At 57.1% G+C, this 22,740-nt stretch carries 17 protein-coding genes; 10 read left to right on the plus strand and 7 right to left on the minus strand.

Translation table 11 applies throughout. The features are described 5' to 3' along the window. Positions 1-37 precede the first annotated feature (37 nt). The 3 genes from IB226_RS21570 to IB226_RS21580 are packed head-to-tail and all read right to left on the minus strand — an operon-like array spanning position 38 to position 3,353. The gene (locus IB226_RS21570; protein ID WP_192236958.1) at positions 38-1,687 is read right to left on the minus strand and encodes an iron ABC transporter permease; all 1,650 of its coding nucleotides are present in this window, start codon (positions 1,685-1,687) and stop codon (positions 38-40) included. A gap of 3 nt (positions 1,688-1,690) precedes the next feature. Beyond that, entirely contained in the window at positions 1,691-2,662 is a 972-nt protein-coding gene (locus IB226_RS21575) for an ABC transporter substrate-binding protein (protein ID WP_192236959.1), read from the minus strand. Next, positions 2,640-3,353 (minus strand): ABC transporter ATP-binding protein, encoded by a 714-nt coding sequence (locus tag IB226_RS21580; RefSeq protein ID WP_192236960.1) that lies wholly within the window; start codon positions 3,351-3,353, stop codon positions 2,640-2,642. Before IB226_RS21580 ends, IB226_RS21575 begins: the two co-directional genes overlap by 23 nt. Before the next feature lie 226 nt (positions 3,354-3,579). Between IB226_RS21580 and IB226_RS21585 the strand changes: the two genes are divergently transcribed. Continuing rightward, the gene (locus tag IB226_RS21585) at positions 3,580-4,803 is read left to right on the plus strand and encodes an MFS transporter (RefSeq protein WP_192236961.1); all 1,224 of its coding nucleotides are present in this window, start codon (positions 3,580-3,582) and stop codon (positions 4,801-4,803) included. Positions 4,804-5,017: 214 nt separating this feature from the next. Here the strand turns inward: IB226_RS21585 and IB226_RS21590 are convergent, their stop codons facing one another. Beyond that, positions 5,018-5,833 carry a TIM barrel protein gene (locus IB226_RS21590; RefSeq protein WP_192236962.1) on the minus strand — a complete coding sequence of 272 codons (816 nt, stop codon included), beginning with the start codon at positions 5,831-5,833 and terminating at the stop codon, positions 5,018-5,020. A gap of 424 nt (positions 5,834-6,257) precedes the next feature. On the opposite strand from IB226_RS21590, the gene IB226_RS21595 reads away from it, so the two are divergent. Beyond that, the gene (locus IB226_RS21595; RefSeq protein ID WP_192236963.1) at positions 6,258-7,763 is read left to right on the plus strand and encodes a CoA-acylating methylmalonate-semialdehyde dehydrogenase; all 1,506 of its coding nucleotides are present in this window, start codon (positions 6,258-6,260) and stop codon (positions 7,761-7,763) included. Between the two features lie 24 nt (positions 7,764-7,787). After that, positions 7,788-8,603 (plus strand): 5-deoxy-glucuronate isomerase, encoded by an 816-nt coding sequence (iolB, locus tag IB226_RS21600; RefSeq protein WP_192236964.1) that lies wholly within the window; start codon positions 7,788-7,790, stop codon positions 8,601-8,603. A gap of 72 nt (positions 8,604-8,675) precedes the next feature. Here iolB and IB226_RS21605 read toward each other — a convergent pair whose 3' ends face one another. Beyond that, positions 8,676-9,521: a MurR/RpiR family transcriptional regulator gene (locus IB226_RS21605; RefSeq protein ID WP_101762694.1), complete on the minus strand. Its 846-nt coding sequence runs from the start codon at positions 9,519-9,521 to the stop codon at positions 8,676-8,678. Between the two features lie 331 nt (positions 9,522-9,852). Beyond that, positions 9,853-11,766 carry a 5-dehydro-2-deoxygluconokinase gene (gene iolC / locus IB226_RS21610; protein ID WP_192236965.1) on the minus strand — a complete coding sequence of 638 codons (1,914 nt, stop codon included), beginning with the start codon at positions 11,764-11,766 and terminating at the stop codon, positions 9,853-9,855. 549 nt (positions 11,767-12,315) lie between these two features. On the opposite strand from iolC, the gene iolD reads away from it, so the two are divergent. The 3 genes from iolD to iolE all read left to right on the plus strand — a co-directional run bounded on the left by iolD (position 12,316) and on the right by iolE (position 16,294). Continuing rightward, entirely contained in the window at positions 12,316-14,250 is a 1,935-nt protein-coding gene (gene iolD / locus IB226_RS21615; RefSeq protein WP_192236966.1) for a 3D-(3,5/4)-trihydroxycyclohexane-1,2-dione acylhydrolase (decyclizing), read from the plus strand. Positions 14,251-14,318: 68 nt separating this feature from the next. Next, entirely contained in the window at positions 14,319-15,332 is a 1,014-nt protein-coding gene (locus IB226_RS21620) for a Gfo/Idh/MocA family protein (RefSeq protein ID WP_192236967.1), read from the plus strand. 65 nt (positions 15,333-15,397) lie between these two features. Continuing rightward, positions 15,398-16,294 (plus strand): myo-inosose-2 dehydratase, encoded by an 897-nt coding sequence (gene iolE, locus IB226_RS21625; RefSeq protein ID WP_192236968.1) that lies wholly within the window; start codon positions 15,398-15,400, stop codon positions 16,292-16,294. 131 nt (positions 16,295-16,425) lie between these two features. Here iolE and glpD read toward each other — a convergent pair whose 3' ends face one another. Continuing rightward, the gene (glpD, locus tag IB226_RS21630; RefSeq protein WP_110867634.1) at positions 16,426-17,934 is read right to left on the minus strand and encodes a glycerol-3-phosphate dehydrogenase; all 1,509 of its coding nucleotides are present in this window, start codon (positions 17,932-17,934) and stop codon (positions 16,426-16,428) included. Between the two features lie 228 nt (positions 17,935-18,162). Here glpD and glpE point away from each other — a divergent pair, with 228 nt between their 5' ends. The 4 genes from glpE to malP all read left to right on the plus strand — a co-directional run bounded on the left by glpE (position 18,163) and on the right by malP (position 22,728). Continuing rightward, complete coding sequence (gene glpE / locus IB226_RS21635) at positions 18,163-18,489, plus strand: thiosulfate sulfurtransferase GlpE (protein WP_101762689.1); 327 nt, start codon at positions 18,163-18,165, stop codon at positions 18,487-18,489. Positions 18,490-18,521: 32 nt separating this feature from the next. Continuing rightward, a complete protein-coding gene (gene glpG / locus IB226_RS21640; RefSeq protein WP_101762788.1) occupies positions 18,522-19,346 on the plus strand; it encodes a rhomboid family intramembrane serine protease GlpG in 825 nt (274 codons plus the stop codon). A gap of 42 nt (positions 19,347-19,388) precedes the next feature. Continuing rightward, positions 19,389-20,147, plus strand: a complete 759-nt coding sequence (locus IB226_RS21645; protein ID WP_008107931.1) for a DeoR/GlpR family transcriptional regulator — start codon at positions 19,389-19,391, stop codon at positions 20,145-20,147. A 175-nt stretch (positions 20,148-20,322) separates the two neighbouring features. Further along, the gene (gene malP, locus IB226_RS21650; protein ID WP_192236969.1) at positions 20,323-22,728 is read left to right on the plus strand and encodes a maltodextrin phosphorylase; all 2,406 of its coding nucleotides are present in this window, start codon (positions 20,323-20,325) and stop codon (positions 22,726-22,728) included. Positions 22,729-22,740: the final 12 nt, after the last annotated feature.

Raw genomic sequence — 22,740 nt, forward strand, 5'->3', positions numbered from 1 at the left:
TTATGCGTGATGAATCACGCCGCTACGGTATGTATGACTATTTTTCATGACGCCGCATCAGCACCGTGGCCGCCAACATCAAACTCAAACTGGCGCAAAGCGTCAGCGTGGCCATCGCCATACCTTGTCCCACCGAGCCCTGTTCGAACTGACGCCAGATAAAGATCGCCACGGTTTGCGTGCCTGCCGGAGCCAGCAGCAGCGATGTCACCAGCTCGCGCGACGCTACGGCAAACACCATCATCATCGCCGCCAGCAGGCTGGGCGCGACTAGCGGCAGCACAATCAGACGCAGCGCCTGCACACGTGATGCGCCGTGCACGCGCGCCGCTGGTTGCAGCGTGGGTGCCAGCTGGCGCAGCGCGCTACTGACATAACGCACCGGCCACGGCAGCAGCAAACAGCTGTACGACAGCAGCAGAATAAACATCGTGTTGTAGGGCGAAAACGGCCAGAAACCGCGGTTCCACAGCAGAATCAACCCCACGCCCACCACCACGCCGGGCATCGCCGCAGGCAGCAGCGCCAGGCCATCCATCATCGCCAGCAAACGGGTTTTCCCTTCCGATACGCGCCAGGCGATCAGAAAACCCAGCGCGCCGGTCAGCAGCGCCGCGCCGAGTGCCAAGCCAATGCTGGTGGAGAAGGCCGCCAGCGCATCGCCTTGCTGGCTGAACAGCGCGCCGAAGTGGCGTAGCGTCAGATTACTCAGATGTAATCCGCCGGAGAGCGTATTCAGCAAGCCGCTCAGGGTCATCGCGCCGAGCGGCAGCACCACCGCCAGCAGCACGGTGACAGCAAACGGCAGCAGCATTAAGATTTGTAAGCGTCCCGCATGCGCCAGTTCCTGACTCACCGGTTTGCCACCAACCGCCGTCACATCGCTGCTGCCGGTCAGTTTGCGCTGTAGCAGCCACGCCGTGAGCGCCATCAGGCTCAGTATCAGTGACAGCGACGCCGCGCCAGGCAGATCGATCGGCCAGTCGGCGAGTTTGGTTTCAATACCGACGGTCATCAGCGTCAACTTCGCCTGCGCACCGAGCGCCGCAGGCACGCCGTACTCCTCAATCGCCAGCGTAAACGCCAACAGCACGCCGCCCGCCAATGCCGGTAAGGTGAGCGGCAAGGTGATGTGCCAGAAGCCGCGCCACGCCGATGCGCCATGCACGCGCGCCACCCAGGCGAGACGTTGCCCGCTGGCCAGCAGCGAACGCGACACCGCGAAATAGACCACCGGAAAGATGTTCAGCGTCATCACGCCAATCATGCCGCTGCTGCTAAACAGCAGGCTGTCGAAGTTGATGCCGGTGAGTTGTTCGATATACCCGTTGCGTTGCAGCGCCAGCGTCCATGACAGCGCCACAATATAGGGCGGCGTCAAAAAGGGGATCAGAAACAGCAGATCCCACAGCGCCGCGCCCGGCAAGCGGAACAGGCCGCGCAGTGCGCCGAGCGGCAAGCCCAGCAGCAAACTGCACAGCGCCACGCCGCCGCCGATTTTCAGCGTGCCCAGCCACATCGCTGCCAGCTGCGGATCGTCCAGCAGCGCCGGAAAAGCACTAAAAGCGCCGCGCCAACTGCCTTCACCTAAGTAGGGAAACAACGCTTGCAGCACGATAAACAGCAGCGGCAGCGCCACCAGCAGCAATAACGCCAGCAGAATCACGCCATTCAGGGCACGCGACATCGCTTACTGTCCGAACAGGGCGCCAAAGCGCTTCAGCACCGCCGAACGTTCGCTGCTGCCATCCTGATTAGACGGCAATAACTTGATCTCGGTAAACAGCGGACGTTGCGCTTTGATATCGGTACGCGCCGGCATCAGCCAGGCTTTCGCCACTTGCTCCTGACCTTCATCTGACAGCACGTAATCAACGAACTTTTTCGCATCGTCTGGGTGCTGGCTGCTTTTCAGGATCATCATCGGACGCGGTGCGACCACGGTACCGTTTTCCGGGAAGATCACTTTCACGCTCTCGCCCTGCGCGATGTTGTTATAGGTGACGTAATCGACCGCGCCAAACACCGCCGCTTTCGCGCCTTGCAGCACCGGCGTCACCGCCTGCGCGTTGGGGCCGCTCATCACCATGCCGTTGGCTTTCAGCTGGTCAAACAGCTGCCAGGCTTTTTCGCCTTCGCTGTTTTGCAGGCCAATCAGCAGATCGAGTGACGCGCCAGACAGCGCCGGATCCGGCGTGGTGACGTTATCTTTGAAGGCGGGCGCGGTGAGATCCTGCCAGGTTTTCGGCTCTGGCGTGTTGCTTTGCGTATTCCACACGATGCCGAGCGCGGAAATGCCTTGCGCGACATAGTTGGCGGTTTTGAACTGATCCGGCACCTTCGCCGCGTTGGCGCTGTTGAACGGCAGCAGCCAGCCGCGCTGTTGCAGATCTTCGGCAGTATCCCACGAAGCCGAGATCAGCACGTCGGCTTGCGGATTGGCCTGTTCCGCTTCCAGACGCGCCATCACTTTGCCGGTGGTGGCCTGGAAAATATTCACTTTGATGCCGGTCTGTTTTTCAAATCCGGCGGCAAGACTTTTCGACAGCGAACCCGGACCGGCGGTGTATACAGTCAGCGCCTGGGCGTCGTTGATCATGATGGCGGAAGTCAACATCATCGCGCTGATGGCTCCTGTTTTAACTGACTTGAGAGATGGCATTGCAGTCCCCTGAGAGGTGAGTAACGGAAACAATCTGGCCCTGCGCCAGGTGAATGATGCGGTCGGCCAGCGTGCTGGCTTCGTCGCGATCGTGCGTAACGTAAACAGCGGTGATGCGCGCCGCGCGCAGCAAATCCGCCATGGTGTGAACCAGAGTTTCACGCAGGTCGCGGTCGAGGTTGGAGAGCGGTTCGTCGAACAGCAGAATGGCCGGTTTCGCCACCAGCGCACGCGCCAGCGCCACGCGCTGCTGCTGGCCGCCTGAAAGCAGCGCCGGTTTGCGATCGCCAAAATCCTCAAGGCCCACCTGCGCCAGTGCGGCATCGGCCTGTTGCCGCGCGGCGGCTTTTTTCATGCCGCGCATACGCAGCGGAAAGGCGACGTTTTGCGCCACCGACATGTGCGGCCACAGCGCGTAATCCTGAAACACCATGCCAAGGTTACGTTTTTCCGGCGCATCACAGTGGCGCGGTGAGGCCACGCAGCGTTGGCCGATCCACAGTTCGCCGGCGGTGGGCTGCAACAAACCCGCCAGCAGTTTCAGCAGCGTGCTTTTGCCACAGCCGCTCGGGCCGAGCAGCGCCAGAATTTCGCCTGCGGGAATGGTCAGGGAGAGATCGTGCAGAATAGTCAGGTTATCCACCGACCATCTGAGATTTTTCAATTCAATAGGCAGCGCGGCATGCGTCATCGGCCACCTCGCGCGAAGGCGTGAGCGTTACGCACGCGCGCCTGAGAAATCAGGGGCGTCATCAGATTGTTATCCTCTTTGGGATTTGATTGGGGGCGAGTCTACGAGCGCGATATGACGAAATGATGACCATAAAACTGGGCATTTCACTGATGCGGATAAAACCAAATGGCGTATAGTTATCCTCTTGTTATAAAAATTCCGTCACCCACGAGCGCAATCACTCATGCCTGACTCGCCTGCCGCCGCACCTGAACACGGCCGTTTTCGCCTCAATTTACTGATCCTTTCCATCGTGAAGTTCAACTTTGCCAGCTATCTCACCATCGGCTTGCCGCTGGCGGTGCTGCCCGGTTTTGTCCATGACGGACTGGGTTACAACGCCTTCTGGGCCGGATTGGTGATCAGCCTGCAATACATCGCCACGCTGCTCAGTCGCCCACACGCGGGACGCTATGCCGATATGTGGGGGCCGAAAAAAGTGGTGGTGCTGGGGCTGGTGGGATGCTTGCTGAGCGGCATCTGTATTTTGCTGTCGGCGCTCAGCGATGGGCAGGGCGTGCTGAGCCTGGTGCTGCTGTGTCTGGGGCGCGTGATTCTCGGCATCGGACAGAGTTTTTCCGGCACCGGTACGTCGCTGTGGGGCGTGGCGCGCGTCGGTTCGCTGCATATTGGCCGGGTGATTTCGTGGAACGGCATTGTCACCTATGGCGCGATGGCGATTGGTGCGCCGCTCGGCGTGGTGATTTTCCGCAGCGGCGGCTTGCTGCTGCTTTCCAGCATCATCATTGCCATTTGTGTGCTGGCAATTGCGCTGGCGCTGCCGCGCGCATCAGTGAGAGGCAGCAAAGCCAAGCCGCTGCCGTTCCGTGACGTGCTGAGCAAGGTGTATGGTTTCGGCCTGATTCTGGCGATGGGTTCCGCCGGGTTTGGCGTGATCGCCACCTTTATCACGCTGTTTTATCAGGATAAAGGTTGGGATGGTGCCGCCTTCGCGTTGACCATGTTCAGCGCCGCGTTCGTCGGCACGCGTCTGCTGTTTCCGAATGCCATCAACAAGCTTGGTGGTTTGCGCGTGGCGAGTATCTGCTTTGCGGTAGAAGCGATGGGCCTGTTTCTGGTGGCCGGTTCATTCGACCCGTGGATGGCGAAGATGGGCGCGTTCCTCACCGGCGCGGGTTTCTCGCTGGTATTCCCGGCGATTGGCGTGGTGGCGGTAAAAGTGGTGCCGCAGCAGAATCAGGGCAGCGCGCTCGCGACTTATACCGCGTTTATGGATTTATCGCTGGGCATCACCGGCCCGATCGCCGGTTTCATCATGAGTTATGCCGGCGTGTCGCTGGTCTATTTCCTCACCGCACTGCTGGTGTGTTTAGCGCTGTTCTGCACGCTGCGCATGATTAAGCAGATGCCGGAAGAGCCGATGGGGGAGGTTAAAGAGAACGCATAATTTTGCTATTGAACTCAGGCATACCCTAAATAGTTTAAGTCAGAGCAAGGCGGCAAGCGTGAGAATCCCCAGGAGCTTACGCCCGTAAGTGACTGGGGTGAGCACGGGCAGCCAACGCAGCTATGGCTTAAAATATGACGGGTATGAAAAAAAGGCCTCCGACCGAGGCCAACACTAACAAAATGTGTCATTAGACACAGATAAGGGTTCGTTTTCAGGCTTGCAGCAACTCGATGCTGTAGCGAATTTGGCGTTCAATCTCAGCGGTATTCCACGTCTCCAGCGATGAGGCAAACGGCTCAAATGCGTAAATGCCTTTATAGCCCAACATCTCCAGACGTTTCACCTGCGCCACGCTGTTAAGCACATCGCGGTCGCTGAGCATGATGCGTTCTTCATCGGTCAGCTGCGCCGTTGGGCGGGTATCTTCCACGCCGGATAAATGCACCAGACCAATATGGTTGATATCAATCTCCTGCGGGAACTCGTTTTCGGCGTTCTCATACAGATGATGATGGAAGGTATCGAGCAGCACCTTAAACGGGACTTTTGCTTGCTGAATCAGTTGCTGCGTCTGCACCGCCGAGCGCAGCGAGCTGACCGGGAAGCCCAGCGGTTCAATCAGCCCCTGAATGCCATACTTTTCAAAGCGCGGCGCCAATACCTGCAGCGCTTCCAGCGTCTGCTGGGGCGGAATCTGAATCCCTTCATTGAGCGGACACATCACCAGCGCTTTTGCGCCGATGGCCTGAGCTTCCTGTAGCAGCGCGTCGGCTTTAGCCAGCAGCAACTCATCGGCACGGTTAAACGGATAGAGCGCGTTAATCGTCACGATTTCAATGTGGTACTTATCCGCTAGCGCGCGCAGCTGCGCCGCGCTGAGATCATCGGTTACCTTGCCGCTCTGCATGTCATTACGCAGTTCAACCTTGCTCAATCCCAGGCGTTGTACCAGCTGAAAGAAGGCTTCCAGCGTTAGCCTGGGCGCAATTTTACGGTTAATACAGAAACGGGTCGGATCGATGGCCATGTGCGGCTCCTGTAAACGGATGCGGATTAGGTGCTGCAAAGAGAACATTTATTTCATTGTTATTGAATTATGAAATATCAGATATTGGATCTGCCTCGCAAAAATTTCATATTTCGTTTCGCGTTGCATGGGGAAGCTGGATTTCAGACATAAATTCGGTGCGGGCAACGGCTTAGCGGCAGAGCGGTTTGGCGAGCCTTTAGCACCAGCAGTGCAGCGCTACGGGCTGATTTACACCCGGCTGTCAGCGCAGGCGGAAAAAATGCGATCCATGCCGCTAAAAGGAAATTTTCTAAAAAGAAGTATTTGAAAAATTCATTTCATTACGATAGCTTCATAGCACGCTTTAAGTATTGCCTGCACACGCAGCGTCGCGGTTCGAACGGGCTATCTGCAGGGAACTTCACATCTAAGAGGCAACGACATGACTATCGTAGGAAACTTTATCGGCGGCAAAATTACCCACAGCGCCAGCAATGAAACCATTCCCGTGTACGATCCGGCGACCGGCAAAGTCGTGCGTGAACTGACGCAGAGCACCGCTGCTGAAGTGGAAAAGGCGATTGAAGTCGCGCATGCCGCCTTCCCGGAATGGTCGAAAACCGCGCCGTTGCGTCGTGCCCGTGTGATGTTCAACTTTAAAGCGCTGATGGAAAAACATCGCGAAGAGCTGGCGGCACTGATCGTGTCTGAGCACGGTAAAGTGTGGTCCGATGCGCTGGGTGAACTGACGCGCGGTATCGAAGTGATCGAGTATGCCTGCGGTATTCCACATCTGATTAAAGGTGAAAACTCACCGAGCGTGGGCACCGGCGTTGACAGCTATTCGCTGATGCAGCCGGTCGGCGTTGTCGCCGGTATCACCCCGTTTAACTTCCCGGCGATGGTGCCACTGTGGATGTTCCCCATCGCGCTGGCGTGCGGCAACACCTTTATCCTCAAGCCACCGGCGCTGGATCCTTCCGCATCTGTGCGCATGGCCGAACTGCTGAAAGAAGCGGGCCTGCCGGATGGCGTATTCAACGTGGTGCATTCGTCTAACGAAGATGCCGAGCAGCTGTACAAAGATCCGCGCATCGCCGCGGTCAGCTTCGTGGGTTCTTCCGGCGTAGCGGAGCACATCTATAAAACTGCCAGCGCCCACGGTAAACGCGTGCAGGCGTTTGGCGCGGCGAAAAACCACGCCATCGTGATGCCCGATGCCGATCTCGATGCCACCGTGAACGCCATTATGGGCGGTGCGTTTGGTTCAGCGGGTGAACGCTGCATGGCGCTGCCGGTTGTGGTTGCCGTGGGTGACGACACCGCAGACAAACTGATTGCGCGTCTGACGCCGCTGATCAAAGCGCTGCGCGTCGGTCCTGGCATCCAGAAAGGTACCGAAGAGAATGAAATGGGGCCGGTGGTTTCTGCTGCGCACCAGAAGAAAGTGCTGGGCTACATCGACAAAGGTGAGCAGGAAGGCGCGAAGCTGGTGGTTGATGGCCGCGGCATCCAGGTTGCTGGCCATGCAGAAGGTTACTACGTTGGCGGCACGCTGTTCGACAATGTGACGTCGGATATGACTATCTGGCGCGAAGAGATCTTTGGGCCGGTGCTGAGCATCATGCGTTCCAGCGATTACGACAGCGCACTGCAGCTGGTTAACAGCCACGAATTCGGTAACGGTAGCGCCATCTTCACCAGCAACGGCCACACCGCGCGTGAGTTCGTGCAAAACGTCGAAGCTGGCATGGTTGGCGTTAACGTGCCGGTTCCGGTTCCGATGGCGTTCCACAGCTTCGGCGGCTGGAAGCGTTCGGTATTTGGTGCGCTGAACGTGCACGGTCCAGACGGCGTGCGTTTCTACACCCGCATGAAAACCGCCACCGTGCGTTGGCCGAGCGGCCAGCAGACCGTATCTGAGTTCAGCATGCCGACGCTGGGCTAATTTCGCTCAACAAGGAGGAACAGGATGTCTCTGATTTCGAAAGCGCAAAAACCCGACAGCAACGGCCGCATCCAGCACATCACGCCGGAAAGCGCGGGCTGGGAATATGTCGGCTTTGATGCCTATCTGCTGAAAAAAGGGCAGAGCCTGAAGCTGAGTAGCGGCGACAAAGAGTTGTGTCTGGTGCTGGTGGCGGGCTTTGCGTCGGTGAAAACCCGTCACGCCGAGTTTCCGAATCTGGGTAAACGTCTGTCGCCGTTTGAACGCACTCCGCCTTACTCAGTTTACGTACCGCATAACGACGAAGTGGAAGTGTATGCGGATAGCGATCTGGAGCTGGCGGTGTGTAATGCACCGAGCAGCGGCAACCTGCCGGCGCGACTGATTGCGCCGGAAGATGTTGGTGTTGAGCAGCGTGGTAAAGGGCGTAATCAGCGTCTGGTGCACAACATTCTGCCGGACAATAAAGAGGCCGACAGCCTGCTGGTGGTGGAAGTCTACACCGATGAAGGCGCGACCAGTTCGTACCCCAGCCACAAGCACGACCAGAAAAACAGCCCGGACGAAACCTATCTGGAAGAGACCTACTATCACCGTTTCGATCCTGAGCCAGGTTTCGCCATGCAGCGCGTTTATACCGACGACCGTTCACTCGACGAGTGCATGGCGCCGTATAACCGCGATGTGGTGACGGTGCCGCGTGGCTATCATCCGGTGGCAACCATTGCCGGGTACGATAACTACTATCTCAACGTGATGGCGGGTCCAAAACGTCTGTGGAAATTTACCTGGGAGAAAGATCACGCCTGGGTGAACAGCGACCAGTATCCGCGTTCGTAGATTGCACATCAATGTAAGAAGGGCAGCCACCTGGCTGCCCTTTTTTGTTAGCTGGTCGACTCTGCGAAGAGATTATTCGCTGGGCACGTTGTTGTTCAGCGCCAGCGACACGGCAAGCGTCTGTGCCAGACACAGCGAGGCGACCTGCGAACGGAAGCCATCCACTTGCGCTTCACGCACCACAAAACACACATCGCTGAAGGCAGCCAGCGGGCTGACCTGGCTGTCGGTGATGGCGATCAGATGCGCGCCACGTTTGGCACCCAACTCAACCAACTCCACCGCTTCACGCGCGTATGGCGAATAGCTGATGGCGATCACCACGTCTTTCGGGTTCACCATGCTCAGCTGCTCGGTGAACATGCCGCCGAGGCCGTCGATCAGAAACGCACGACGCTCCAGATGGCGCAGCGCATACACCAGATACGATGCCACGCTGAATGAGCGACGCAGGCCGATGATGTAGATGTTCTCGGCTTCATCGAGCATTTTCACCGCGCGGTTGAGCTGGTCTGGATTGACCTGCATCGCCAGCTGTTGCAGCGCCTGGCTGTTGACCATGGTGAAGACGTTGAGGATTTCGGCCGGGCTTTCGGGTGAAGTGGCGCTGTCGTCGGTGGCGGTCTGGCGGAACAGACGTGCGCGCTCGGTATAGTTAACGGTCTCTTCCATCAGGTGCTGACGGAAAACCTGTTTCATTTCGTTGAAGCCGCTGAAGCCAAAGGCGTTGGCAAAGCGGATCAGCGTGGAGGGCGGCACATCGGCATGTTGTGCGATGGAAGCAACGGTATCGAAAGCGATACTGTTACTGTTATCAAGGATATAACGAGCCACCTGCTTCAGGCGTTTGCTCAGCGTCTCATAGCGACGACGGATCTCGTCCTGTAACAAGGTTAATTGCGTTGGATTATTGGTCATTACTTCGGCCCGCTAGAAAAGAAAATATGGCTGGATAATGAGCGCTATAGTACCAGATGGATGGAAAATTTCATTTGTTTGACATCATCGTGACGCTTATTTCATCGGTTTATGAAATGCCTCACAGAATATGCAGGTTTTCCCCTCACCCTAACCCTCTCCCGCAAGCGGGCGAGGGAACCGTCTTGTGCGGTACACCGGATCGCGTTCAATACTCAACAATTGCTGGATCGGTCCCTTCTCCCGCTGGCGGGAGAAGGCCAGGATGAGGGCCAGCGAGCACAATCAAAAAAGCGGCCAATTGGCCGCTTTTTCCCAGCTAACTTCGCACTTAACCGCGTACAGCGCGCCAGTAGCCGATCAACCGCAGGTAATTCCCTTTCACGGTCTCAACCAGCGCCTTATCATCCAGCTCGCCTTGCAGCCACTGGCGTGACGGCTGGCCGAAGATGGTGCGACCTACCGCGAAACCTTTCACCCACGGCGCTTGCGCTGCGGCGGCGAAACCAGCTTTCAGCGTCTCTTCCGGGGCATCGAGGCCCAGCAGCAGAATGCCGCGGCAGTGCGGGTCGTTCTGCTCGATCAACCCGCTGATCGCCTGCCAGCTTTCGGCAGACAGCGGCGGCAGTTTCCACCAGTCTGGCTGAATGCCAAGGCTGTAGAAGTGGCTCAGCATGTCGTAATAGTAGGATTCGTTACGGTCCGGATTGCTCTCCGGCAGAATCAGCTCCAGCAGCAGTTCGTGCCCGCTCTTGTTACAGCCATTCCACACATCGAGCACCAGCTCATCCTGCTCTTTGCGCAGTTCCGCGCTGTCGTGCGGATGGTAGAACACCAGACATTTCACCACGTGCTCGGCTGGCCAGTCGACCAGCTGTGAGCCGATGTTGCCGTGTTCAAGGCGCAGCGGACGTGAACTTGGCAGCTCAATTGGACGCCCAATCCACCAGTTTTTACCGGTAATCGCGTTCAGCGCTTTCTGGCCGTAAGTGGTGTCCGCGAGGATGCCGCTCTTTTCATTCAGGCCGGCTTCATTGGCCGCTTCTTCTGCGGCACGCAGCAGCAGCAGTTTCAATTCTGGGATGCGCGCTTCGCTGACGCCCGCTTCGCGTGCCATATCAGCCAGCTGTTTGCGATGGTCGAAGGCGAACACATTCAGCTCTGGCCACTGCTGTTTACGCGTGGTGACGCGATGCAGGTGATTAAGACGTACATCAAGATCCGGACGTTTCACCTCTTTATCGCGGCTAAGGAAATCGTCCAGCTCTTCTTTGGTCGGCATCGCCGGTGCACAGCCGTGGCGCGAAACCACCAGCGCGCCACAGGCGTTCGCGTAACGGCACGCTTGCTCCCAGCTTTCATCATTCAGCCAGCCGCGCAGCAGGCCAGACATAAAGGCATCGCCCGCACCCAGCACGTTCAGCACTTCAACGCGCACGCCGCTCTGCAGTTTGGTCTGTTCCCAACTATCCGGGATCTCGCCCTCAAACACCACGCAACCCAGCGGACCGCGTTTGCACACTAATGTGGCCTGGCTCGATTGACGCACATTTTTCAGCGCGGTCAGCGTATCAGTGCTGCCACCGGCGATATGGAACTCTTCTTCCGTTCCGACCACCAAATCGAAATAGTGCAGCACTTCCTGCAGCTGTTGCGTCACTTCGCCCGATTCAATGAAACGCGTTTCGCCGTCGCCGAGTGAGGTCAATCCCCACAGCACCGGACGATAATCGATATCCAGCGCGGTGCGCAGGCCGTTGCGTTTGGCGATATCCAGCGCTTTCAGCACGGCAGCGCGGGTTTGCGGATGCGAAAGGTGCGTGCCGGTGACGGCGACCGCGCGTGAAGAGGTGATGAAATCTTCGTTAATATCTTCCGGCACCAGCCCCATATCGGCGCAGTTGTCGCGGTAGAAGATCAGCGGGAAGCTCTCTTCATCTTTGATCCCGAGGATCACCAGCCCGGTCAGGCGCTGCTTATCGGTAATCAGGCCATCGGTATTGCAGCCCGCTCGTTGCAGCTCTTCACGCAAAAAGCGGCCGTTATGCTCGTCACCTACGCGCGCCAGCATCGCCGATTTCAGGCCCTGAATCGCCGTACCGTAGGCCACGTTGCCGGAAGATCCGCCGAGATATTTGTTGAAGCTGGTCATATCTTCCAGGCGTGATCCAATTTGCTGACCGTAGAGGTCGACGGCGATGCGTCCGATACAAATCACATCAAGCCGCTTCTGTTGTGTACTCATACCTATTGTTTCCTTCTGTGATAAGCAGACACTGCGGGCGCTGCCGCCCAACGTCGAGCGCTTTGCTTCCGGGTTCTCAAGGTGCCTGATTGGCTTTGGTCGCAGTATGAGGAATAAAAATTCCAAATTCAATATGAAATGAAACATCCATCACGATTTTGTGAGCCAGGTAAAACTCTGACCAGGCCGCAAAGCGGCGTTGGAATCGTCGGGAGTTTCAGTGATAGTCAGGCTTGTGAGCCAGGTCTCAGGAAAGTGCTGGCGAATCAAGGAAGCTACTGAAGTGAAATGAAATTTCGTTATGACCTGCAAATGACCTGTTACTGTTCCACTTTTCCCCCTTTCCCGGCTTGCGCAGCCCACGTTTCATTGCTGAATTTGATCTCCATCGCAAAATGAAATGTTTCTTCTGTAATCGTGTTTAATGAAAAAAATATTTGTTTATAATCGCCTCACGTTTCACTTAATCCGCGGGCGCCGTGAACGGCAGTTTTTACCCGAACCGCGATGTACCTCGCCGCAGGTACCAGCATGTAAAGGAAGAAGCATATGGGCACAATCAGACTCACCACGGCACAGGCGCTGGTAAAATTTCTTGATAACCAATACCTGAACGTTGACGGCGTTGAAACCAAATTTGTGAAAGGCATTTTTGCCATTTTCGGTCACGGCAACGTGCTGGGATTGGGACAGGCGCTGGAGCAGGACAGCGGCGACCTGGTGGTGCATCAGGGCCGTAACGAGCAGGGCATGGCGCACGCCGCCATTGGCTTTGCCAAGCAGTCGCTGCGTCGTCAGATTATCGCCTGTACCTCATCGGTCGGTCCCGGCGCGGCCAACATGATTACCGCTGCTGCCACCGCGACCGCCAACCGCATTCCTTTACTGCTGCTGCCGGGCGATGTATTTGCCACGCGCCAACCGGATCCGGTATTGCAGCAGATTGAACAGAGCCACGATCTCAGCATCAGCACCAACGACGCGTTCCGCGCGGTGAGCAAATACTGGGATCGCGTCAGCCGCCCGGAACAGCTGATGACTGCCTGCATCAACGCCTTGCGCGTGTTGACCGATCCGGCAGAAACCGGCGCGGTGACGATTGCGCTGCCGCAGGACGTGCAGGGCGAAGCCTGGGACTTCCCTGAATACTTTTTCCAGAAACGTGTGCATCGTCTGGATCGCCGCTTGCCAACTGCCGCGCAATTAGAAGATGCGCTGGCGCTGATTGCGCGTAAACACAAGCCGCTGATCATTGTCGGCGGCGGCCTGAAATACTCTGATGCCGGGGATGCGCTGCTGAAATTTGCCGAGCGCTTCAACATTCCGTTTGCCGAAACTCAGGCCGGTAAAGGCACCATCGTTTCCGATCACCCGCTCAATGTCGGCGGCGTGGGCGAAACCGGCTGCCTGGCGGCCAACCTACTGGCGAAAGAGGCCGATCTGGTGATTGGTATCGGTACGCGTTACACCGACTTCACCACCGCGTCGAAATGGATTTTCCAGAATCCGGACGTCAGCTATCTGAACCTCAACGTCAGCAACTTCGACAGCTACAAGCTGGATGCGGTGCAGCTGCTGGCGGATGCGCGTGAAGGTTTAACCGCGCTGGAAAGCGGGCTGCAAGGTTTCGAAAACCATTGGGGCGGCCAGATTGAGCTGTCGCAAAGCAAGCTGTTGAAAGAGACGCAGCGCGTCTATGCCGCCACCTATAACACCGACGATTTCATTCCGGAAATCGCCGACCACGCCGATCGCGAAGCGCTGTTTGCCGAGTTTGAGCGCCTGACGAAATCGGTGCTGACGCAGAGCAGCGTGCTGGGCACCTTAAACGAGCAGCTCCCAAAGGATGCGGTGATCGTCGCGGCAGCGGGCAGTCTGCCGGGCGACCTGCAGCGCGTGTGGCGCACCAAAGATTACAACTCGTACCACGTTGAGTACGGCTACTCCTGTATGGGTTATGAAGTGAATGCCGCGCTGGGTGTGAAGCTGGCGCAGCCGCAGCGTGAAGTCTACGTCATGGTTGGCGACGGTTCGTTCATGATGCTGCACTCCGAGCTGGTCACGTCGATTCAGGAAGGGGCGAAAATCAACGTGGTGCTGCTGGATAACATGACCAACGGTTGTATCAACAACCTGCAGATGGAACACGGCATGGACAGCTTCACCACCGAGTTCCGCTTCCGTAATCCGGAAGGCGGCAAGCTGGATGGCGGCTTTGTGCCAGTGGACTTCGCGGCGATCGCCGGCGGTTACGGCTGCAAAACCTACCGCATCACCACGCTGGAACAGCTGGAAGCCGCGCTGATCGATGCGCAGAAGCAGACCGTTTCCGTGCTGTTCGACATCAAAGTGCTGCCAAAAACCATGGTGCACAAATACTTCAGCTGGTGGCACGTCGGCGTGGCGCAAACCTCTACGTCAACGCGCACGCAAGAAGTGGCCGACAACCTTAACGTGCACATCGAACAAGCACGTAAGTATTAAAACCTCTTTTAGGCCGGAGCTCTCCGGCCTTGTTTTACCCTAACTTATCCGACTCTACAGGTGTAATTATGACGCTCAAACTCGGTGTAATTGGTACCGGTGCAATTGGTCAGGAACATATTCGTCGCTGCAATAACGTTTTGCAGGGTGCGAAAGTGGTGGCGGTTTCTGATATCAACGTGGAAGGGGCGCGCGCGGCGCTGCAACGTCTGAATATCGAAGCCGAGGTGTATCAGGATGGTCATCAGGTGATCAACTCACCGGAAGTCGATGCCATTCTGGTGACGTCCTGGGATCCGACCCACGAAGAGTTTACGCTGGCGGCAATCGCGGCCGGCAAACCGGTGTTCTGTGAAAAGCCGCTGGCGCTGAGCGCTGAAGGTTGCCGTCGCATTGTGGATGCCGAGATCAAACACGGTAAACGTCTGGTGCAAGTGGGCTTTATGCGCCCGTACGATGCCGGCTATCGCGCGCTGAAAAAAGTGATCACTGACGGTGAAATCGGCGAACCGCTGATGCTGCACTGCGCGCACCGCAACCAGAGCGTCGGCGAGAATTACACCACCGACATGGCGATCACTAACACCCTGATTCACGAGCTGGACGTGCTGCGCTGGCTGACCGAAGACGACTACAAAACCGTGCAGGTGGTGTTCCCGCGCACCACGTCGAAGTCTCATGCCAATTTGAAAGATCCGCAGATCGTGCTGTTCGAAACGCAGAAAGGTATCCGCATTGATGTGGAGATCTTCGTTAACTGCGCGTACGGCTACGACATTCAGTGTGAAGTGGTGGGCGAAGAGGGCATCGCTAAGCTGCCGGAGCCTTCGGCGATCCAAACGCGCAAAAACGCGCGTCTCGGCGTGCCGCTGCTGACCGACTGGAAAGACCGTTTCATTGATGCTTATGACGTTGAGCTGCAAGCGTTTATTAATGACGTGAAAGACGGCCAACTGACCGGACCTTCTGCCTGGGATGGTTTTGCTGCCTCCGTGGCCGCCGATGCCTGCCACAAAGCGCAGAACAGCGGTGCGATTGAGCCGGTAACCATGCCGCCGCGTCCGGATTTCTACGCCAAATAACTGAGCTGTGCGCTAAATACTCCTCGGCGGCTCAGCGGCCGCCTCTGTGAATCAGGGACAACAACATGAACAAAGACAACGTTAAACTGGCGATCGCGCCAATCGGCTGGACTAACGACGACATGCCAGAGCTGGGCAGCGAAAACACCTTCCAGCAAACCGTGAGTGAAATGGCGCTCGCGGGCTTTACCGGCAGCGAAGTGGGCAGCAAATATCCGCGCGATCCGGCGATTCTCAAGCCGATGCTCGATATCCGTGGCATTCAGATCTGCAACGCTTGGTTCAGCACCTTCTTCGCCAACGGCGACAAAGCGAAAACCATCGACGGATTTACCAATCACATGAACTTCCTGCATGCGATGGGCGCGCGCGTGATTGGTTGCTCCGAGCAGAGCAAAAGTATTCAGGGCACCACGCTGGCGGTGCTGGAGCAGAAGCCGATTTTCAGCGATGAAGAGTGGCGCTTAACCGCAGAAGGCTACAACGAGCTGGCAGAGATCGCCGCGAAAAAAGGCATGCGTTTGACGCTGCACCACCACATGGGCACCGGCATTCAGACGCCAGCCGAGATTGACCGCTTTATGGAATCGACCAATGAGAATGTTGGCCTGCTGTACGATACTGGCCACATCTACTATTCCGAAGGTTCACAGCAGGCGATGCTGGATGTGCTGACCAAATATCTGCCGCGTATTTTCCACGTGCATCTGAAAGATGTGCGCGACAGCGTGGTAGCCGAAGTGCGTGAGAAATCGCTGTCGTTCCTGGATGGCGTGAAGAAGGGGACTTTCACCGTGCCGGGCGATGGCGTGATCGATTTTAAACCGGTGTTCAAAATCCTCGATGATTACGGCTATAAAGGCTGGATGGTGGTGGAAGCGGAGCAGGATCCGGCGCTGGCCAATCCGTTCGAATATGCGGTAAAAGCGCGTAAATACATCCGCGAGAATGCGGGGTTGTAAGGGCAAATGCGCGCAATGCATTGCGCCGCTACGGGATGTGCACGCATTCGTAACGGCGCGATTTATCGCGCTGTTTTCCATAAAAAAAGGCCGTTATCCCATCAGGATAGCGGCCTTTTAATTGGCTGAGATTATGACGCTAACGACAACGCCGGTTTCTGTGCGTTGACCGCCAGCCACTCGGCAATGCGCGCCTGCTCGGCTTCGTTCAGCCACATACCTTGTTTGGTACGACGCCAAATCGCATCATCCAGCTCGCGTACCCATTCGTTTTTCACCAGGTAACGCAGCTCGGCTTCGTAGAACTCGTGACCGAAGTTTTCACCCAGATCATCGATGCTCTTCGCGCCTGCCAGCAGCTCTTCGGTGCGGCTGCCGTAAGTCCGCGCAAAGTGACGCGCCATCCCTTCGCTGATAAACGGATAGCGACGACGCAGGCTGGCGGTGTAATCCTCGCGTGAACCGGAGAAATCCCCGCCCGGCAATACCGCGTTTTTGGTCCACGCCGGGCCGATATTCGGGTAGTATTTGGTCAGTTTCTCCAGCGCATGTTCCGCCAGCTTACGATAGGTGGTCAGCTTGCCGCCGAACACGGACAGCAACGGCGCCTGGCCATTGTCGTCATGCACATCCAGCGTGTAATCACGGGTGATGGCCTGCGGCGAATCCGATTCGTCATCGCACAGCGGACGTACGCCCGAGTAAGTCCAGACGATGTCATCTTTGCTCAGCTGCTGTTTGAAGTGTCCATTGAACACGTTCAACAGGTAGCTGATTTCGTTGTCATCGATCTTCACGTCTTTCGGATCGCCTTTGTACTCCACGTCGGTGGTGCCGATGATGGAGAACTCATCCATCCACGGAATCACAAACACGATACGGTTATCTTCGTTTTGCAGGATATACGCCTGCTTTTCGCGATGGACGCGCGGTACCACGATGTGGCTGCCTTTGATCAGACGAATGCCGTACGGCGATTTCAGCTTCAGACCATCGTCGAAGAACTCTTTTACCCACGGACCGGCCGCATTGACCAGACCTTTGGCGCGCCAGGTGTAGGTTTTACCGCTGTCGATATCTTCGGCTTCCACCATCCACAAACCGGCTTCACGCCAGGCGCGGGTCACGCGCGTGCGGGTGCGTACTTCGCCGCCCTGTTTTTCCACTTCCTGCGCGTTGAGCACCACCATGCGCGCATCATCAACCCAGCAGTCAGAATATTCGAATCCGCGCGTGATCTCCGGCTTGAGGGCCGAATCCGCGCCAAAACGCAGGCTCTTACTACCCGGCAGCGTGGTGCGTTTGCCGAGGCGATCGTACATAAACAGGCCCATGCGGATCATCCACGCCGGACGCAGATGCGGACGGTGCGGCAGACGGAAGCGCATCGGGAAGGCGATGTGCGGGGCCATTTTCAGCAGCACTTCACGTTCTGCTAACGCTTCGCCCACCAGGCGGAATTCATAGTGTTCAAGGTAGCGTAGGCCGCCGTGAATCAATTTCGAGCTGTTGGAGGAGGTTGCACAGGCCAAATCCCGCGCCTCCAGCATCAGCACCGACAGTCCGCGTCCTGCAGCGTCCACTGCAATGCCGGCTCCGTTAATGCCGCCGCCGATCACGATCAGGTCTTTGGTTTCCACGTCATCTCCTCCGATGTTCGGAATAGTTCTAAAATGTTCGTTTTCGAGCGTAATGATAATCGGAAACCAACATCTACGCCAGCGGTTAACTGAATAAAAACATTTTTGCGTGATATAGCTAACATTCCGACAGGAAAAAAATCACATAACCACAGGGCTTGTCAGGTTATCGCGGCGCGTTCTCAGGTTAAACTAGGCGCTAATCGTGATGAAGTAATGAGAGACACCATGGAAACCTTCGAGTGTATTAATGTCCTGCAGGCGCAAGAGCATCTGGCACAAGGTGCGCAGCTGGTGGATATCCGTGATCCGCAGAGCTTTATGATGGGCCACGCGGCGGGCGCGCAACATCTGAACAACGATAATCTGGCGGATTTCATCGCCAACGCTAATCAGGCTTTGCCGGTGCTGGTGATGTGCTATCACGGCAACAGCAGCAAAGGCGCGGCGCAGTTCCTGCTGGGCCAGGGATTCAGCGCGGCGTACAGCATTGACGGCGGATTTGATGCCTGGCGCGCGGCATTCCCGGCGCAGGTTGCCCTCGGCGACGCCTGAGCCCATCGCATAAGGAAGGAGATCACCGCATGATGCGCATTACCCAGTTCAATAATCCGCGCATGGCGCAGGCGTTTGTCGACTACATGGCGACTCGCGGCGTGACGCTACGCATTGAGCGCGAAAGCCACTTTGTCATTATGTTGGATGACGAAAGCAAGCTGGAGAGGGTCGAAAACGAACTCGCGCAGTTCGTGCGCGATCCCAACCATCCGCGCTATCAGGCGGCCAGCTGGCATAGCGGCAACACCGAAAGTGGCTTGCGCTACGAGCGCACTAATATCTGGGCGAGCATTCGCGAACGCGCAGGTCCGCTCACCATGGCCATCATGATCGCCTGCATCGCGGTGTTTATCCTGATGCAGATCGTCGGTGATGATGTGGCGCTGGAGTGGCTGGCTTGGCCGGCGGATTCCTCGCAATATTTCCAGGTGTGGCGCTGGTTTAGCCATGCGCTGCTGCACTTCTCGCTACTGCATATCCTGTTCAACCTGATGTGGTGGTGGTATCTCGGCGGTGCGGTCGAGAAGCGTCTCGGCAGCGGCAAGCTGTTTGTGATTATGCTGATCTCGGCGCTGCTAACTGGCTGGATGCAGGCCAAGTTCAGCGGCGTGCTGTTTGGTGGCTTGTCGGGCGTGGTTTACGCGTTGATGGGTTACTGCTGGCTGCGCGGCGAGCGCGATCCCGAAAGTGGTATTTATCTCGAGCGCGGCCTGATTGGCTTCGCGGTCGTATGGTTGGTGATTGGCTGGTACGGCGCATTTGGTCTGTCGATCGCCAACGCCGCGCACGTCACCGGCTTGCTGGTGGGTTTAGCGATGGCATTTGTTGATACGCGTAAGATTACGCGTCGTTAGCAGCACCAATAAAAGAAGCGGCCACGAGCCGAGGAGAGAGATGTGAAGCAGACGCAACGTCATGACGCCATTATCGATCTGGTCCGGCGTCAGGGATATGTCAGTACCGAAGAGCTGGTGGATCACTTTGAAGTCAGCCCGCAAACCATTCGGCGTGACCTGAACGACCTGGCCGATCAGAACAAAATCATGCGCCATCACGGCGGGGCGGCGCTGCCGTCCAGCTCAGAAAATACCGCATGGCAGGATCGTAAAATGATGTGGTCGGCGGAGAAAGCGCGTATCGCCGAGCGCGTGGCGAGCCAGATCCCTGATGGCGCCACGCTGTTTATTGATATCGGCACCACGCCGGAAGCGGTGGCGCATGCGCTGCTCAATCACAATAATCTGCGCGTCGTCACCAACAACCTCAACGTGGCGATTCTGCTGATGGCGAAACCTGATTTCCGCGTGATTATCGCCGGCGGCGAAGTGCGCACGCGCGATGGCGGCATCATGGGCGAAGCGACGCTGGACTTCATTTCGCAGTTTCGCCTCGATTACGGCATTCTCGGCATCAGCGGCATTGATATGGATGGTTCGCTGCTGGAGTTCGATTATCACGAAGTGCGCACCAAACGCGCCATCATCGAAAACTCGCGCTGCGTGATGCTGGTGGTGGATCACTCCAAGTTTGGCCGTAATGCGATGGTCAACCTCGGCAATATGAGCCTGATTGATTACATGTATACCGATCAAAGCCCGCCGGCCAGCGTGCTGAAAGTGATTGAACAGCACGAAGTTCACCTCGAACTTTGCTAATGCCGTAGCGGCGCAATTTATTGCGCGATAAATCGCGCCGCTACAAAAATCAGCACCGATTTTTTTCACCGCACCTGCATTTCCCTGTCGCTTTTTTCTGCGCCCCCAGCTTTACTTATCCATTCACCTCTTGCGCTCGCCCGGCTTTACCGTTAACGGACTCGAAGGGATTGATATGTCGCAGCAAAAATTCAATAAAACACGTTTCGACGCCGCGCTCACCCGCCAATGGCAGCATCTCGGACTCACTTCCGCCCAGCAAATGACACCGCAGCAATGGTGGCAAGCGCTGAGCCGCGTGCTGGCAGAAATGCTGGCGACGCAGCCACCTGCGCCAGCCAAACACGGGCAGCGCCACGTCAACTATCTGTCGATGGAGTTTCTGCTGGGGCGTTTGACCGGCAACAATTTGCTCAATCTTGGCTGGTATAACGAAGTGCAAGCCGCGCTGGCGGAACATCAGGTTGAGCTGAGCGAACTGCTGGAAGAGGAGGTGGATCCGGCACTCGGTAACGGCGGATTGGGGCGTTTGGCCGCCTGCTATATGGATTCGATGGCGACCGTCGGCCAGGCTGCGATGGGCCACGGCCTCAACTATCAATACGGCCTGTTTCGTCAGACGTTTGCCGACGGACAGCAGCAGGAAGCGCCGGATGACTGGCAGCGCGATCGCTATCCGTGGTTCCGCTACAACGCCGCGCTGGATGTGCAGGTAGGCCTCGGCGGCAAGGTCAAAGAGAACCACGATGGCAGCCTCAGCTGGCGACCTAAAATTCACCTCAAAGGCGAAGCCTGGGATTTGCCGGTGGTGGGCTATCGCAACGGTATCACGCTGCCGCTACGCCTGTGGAAAGCCAGCAGCGCGCAGCCGTTCGATCTCACCGCGTTCAACAACGGCCAGTTTCTGCAGGCTGAGCAGCAAGGCATTGCAGCCGACAAGCTGACCAAAGTGCTCTATCCCAATGATAATCATGCCGAAGGTAAGCGGCTGCGCCTGATGCAGCAGTATTTCCAGTGCGCCTGCGCGGTGGGCGATATTCTGCGGCGTCATCATCTCGCCGGGCGCGCCATTCGCACTTTGCCTGATTTCGAAGTGATCCAGCTTAACGACACGCATCCCACCATCGCCATCCCGGAGATGCTGCGCGTGCTGCTGGATGAGCATCAACTGAGTTGGGACGATGCGTGGCATATCACCAGCCGCACTTTTGCGTATACCAATCACACGCTGATGCCGGAAGCGCTGGAGCGCTGGGATGAGAAGCTGGTGCGCGACCTGCTGCCGCGCCATATGTTGATCATCCGCGAGATTAATCGCCGCCTGAAAAAGGTGGTGAAGCAACGGTGGCCAGACGATAAAGCGATCTGGCACAAGCTGGCGGTGGTGGCTGATGGTCAGGTGCGCATGGCGAATCTGTGCGTGGTGAGCTGTTTCGCCGTCAACGGCGTGGCGGCGCTGCACTCCGAGCTGGTGGTGAAAGATCTGTTCCCGGAATATCACCAGCTGTGGCCAAACAAATTCCATAACGTGACCAACGGCATCACGCCGCGCCGCTGGTTGAAACAGTGTAATCCGCTGCTGGCGACGCTGATCGATGACAGCCTGCAGGTTGAGTGGGCCAACGATCTCGATGCGCTGGCGTGGCTGGCACCTTTCGCCCGCAAGAAGGCGTTTCGTCAGCAGTTTCGCGACATCAAGCAGCAAAACAAACAGCGGCTGACGCTCTACGTCAAGCGCGTGACCGGCATTGATATCAATCCGGATGCGCTGTTTGACGTGCAGATTAAGCGACTGCATGAGTACAAACGTCAGCACCTCAGTTTGCTGCATATGCTGCACTGCTATCGCCAGCTGCGCGACAACCCGGATAACCCCGACTTCGTGCCGCGCGTGTTCCTGTTTGGCGCCAAAGCCGCGCCCGGCTACTACCTCGCCAAAAATATCATCTATGCCATCAACAAAGTGGCGGAGGTGATCAACAACGATCCACTCGTCGGCGATCGCCTCAAAGTGGTGTTTATCCCGGATTACCGCATCACCGCCGCAGAGCTGATGATTCCGGCCGCCGATCTCTCCGAGCAGATTTCCACCGCCGGTTATGAGGCTTCCGGCACCGGCAATATGAAGCTGGCGCTGAACGGCGCACTCACCATTGGCACGCTGGACGGCGCCAATGTGGAGATTGCTGAAGCGGTGGGCGCGAAGCATATCTTTATCTTCGGCAACAGCGTGGATGAGGTGAAAGCGCTGAAGGCGGGAGGCTACAGCCCGAAAAAGCTGCGTAAACAGAATCCTTATCTGGATGGTTTGCTGAAGGAGCTGGAGAAGGGCAAGTTCAGCGACGGCGATAAGCATGCGTTTGATTTGATGCTGCAAAGCCTGACCAAAAATGGCGATCCCTGGCTGGTGCTGGCCGACTTTGATGCCTACATCGCCGCGCAGCAGCAGGTGGAAGCGTTGTGGAAAAATCCGGACGCCTGGACGCGCGCAGCGATCCTCAATACCGCTCACACCGGCCGCTTCAGCTCTGACCGTTCAATTCGCGATTATCAGCAGCGGATTTGGCAGGCGGCCCGATAAAGACACGATAGA

It is taken from the genome of Pantoea sp. PNT03, from assembly GCF_014852515.1.
Taxonomy (GTDB): Bacteria; Pseudomonadota; Gammaproteobacteria; order Enterobacterales; family Enterobacteriaceae; genus Pantoea; species Pantoea leporis.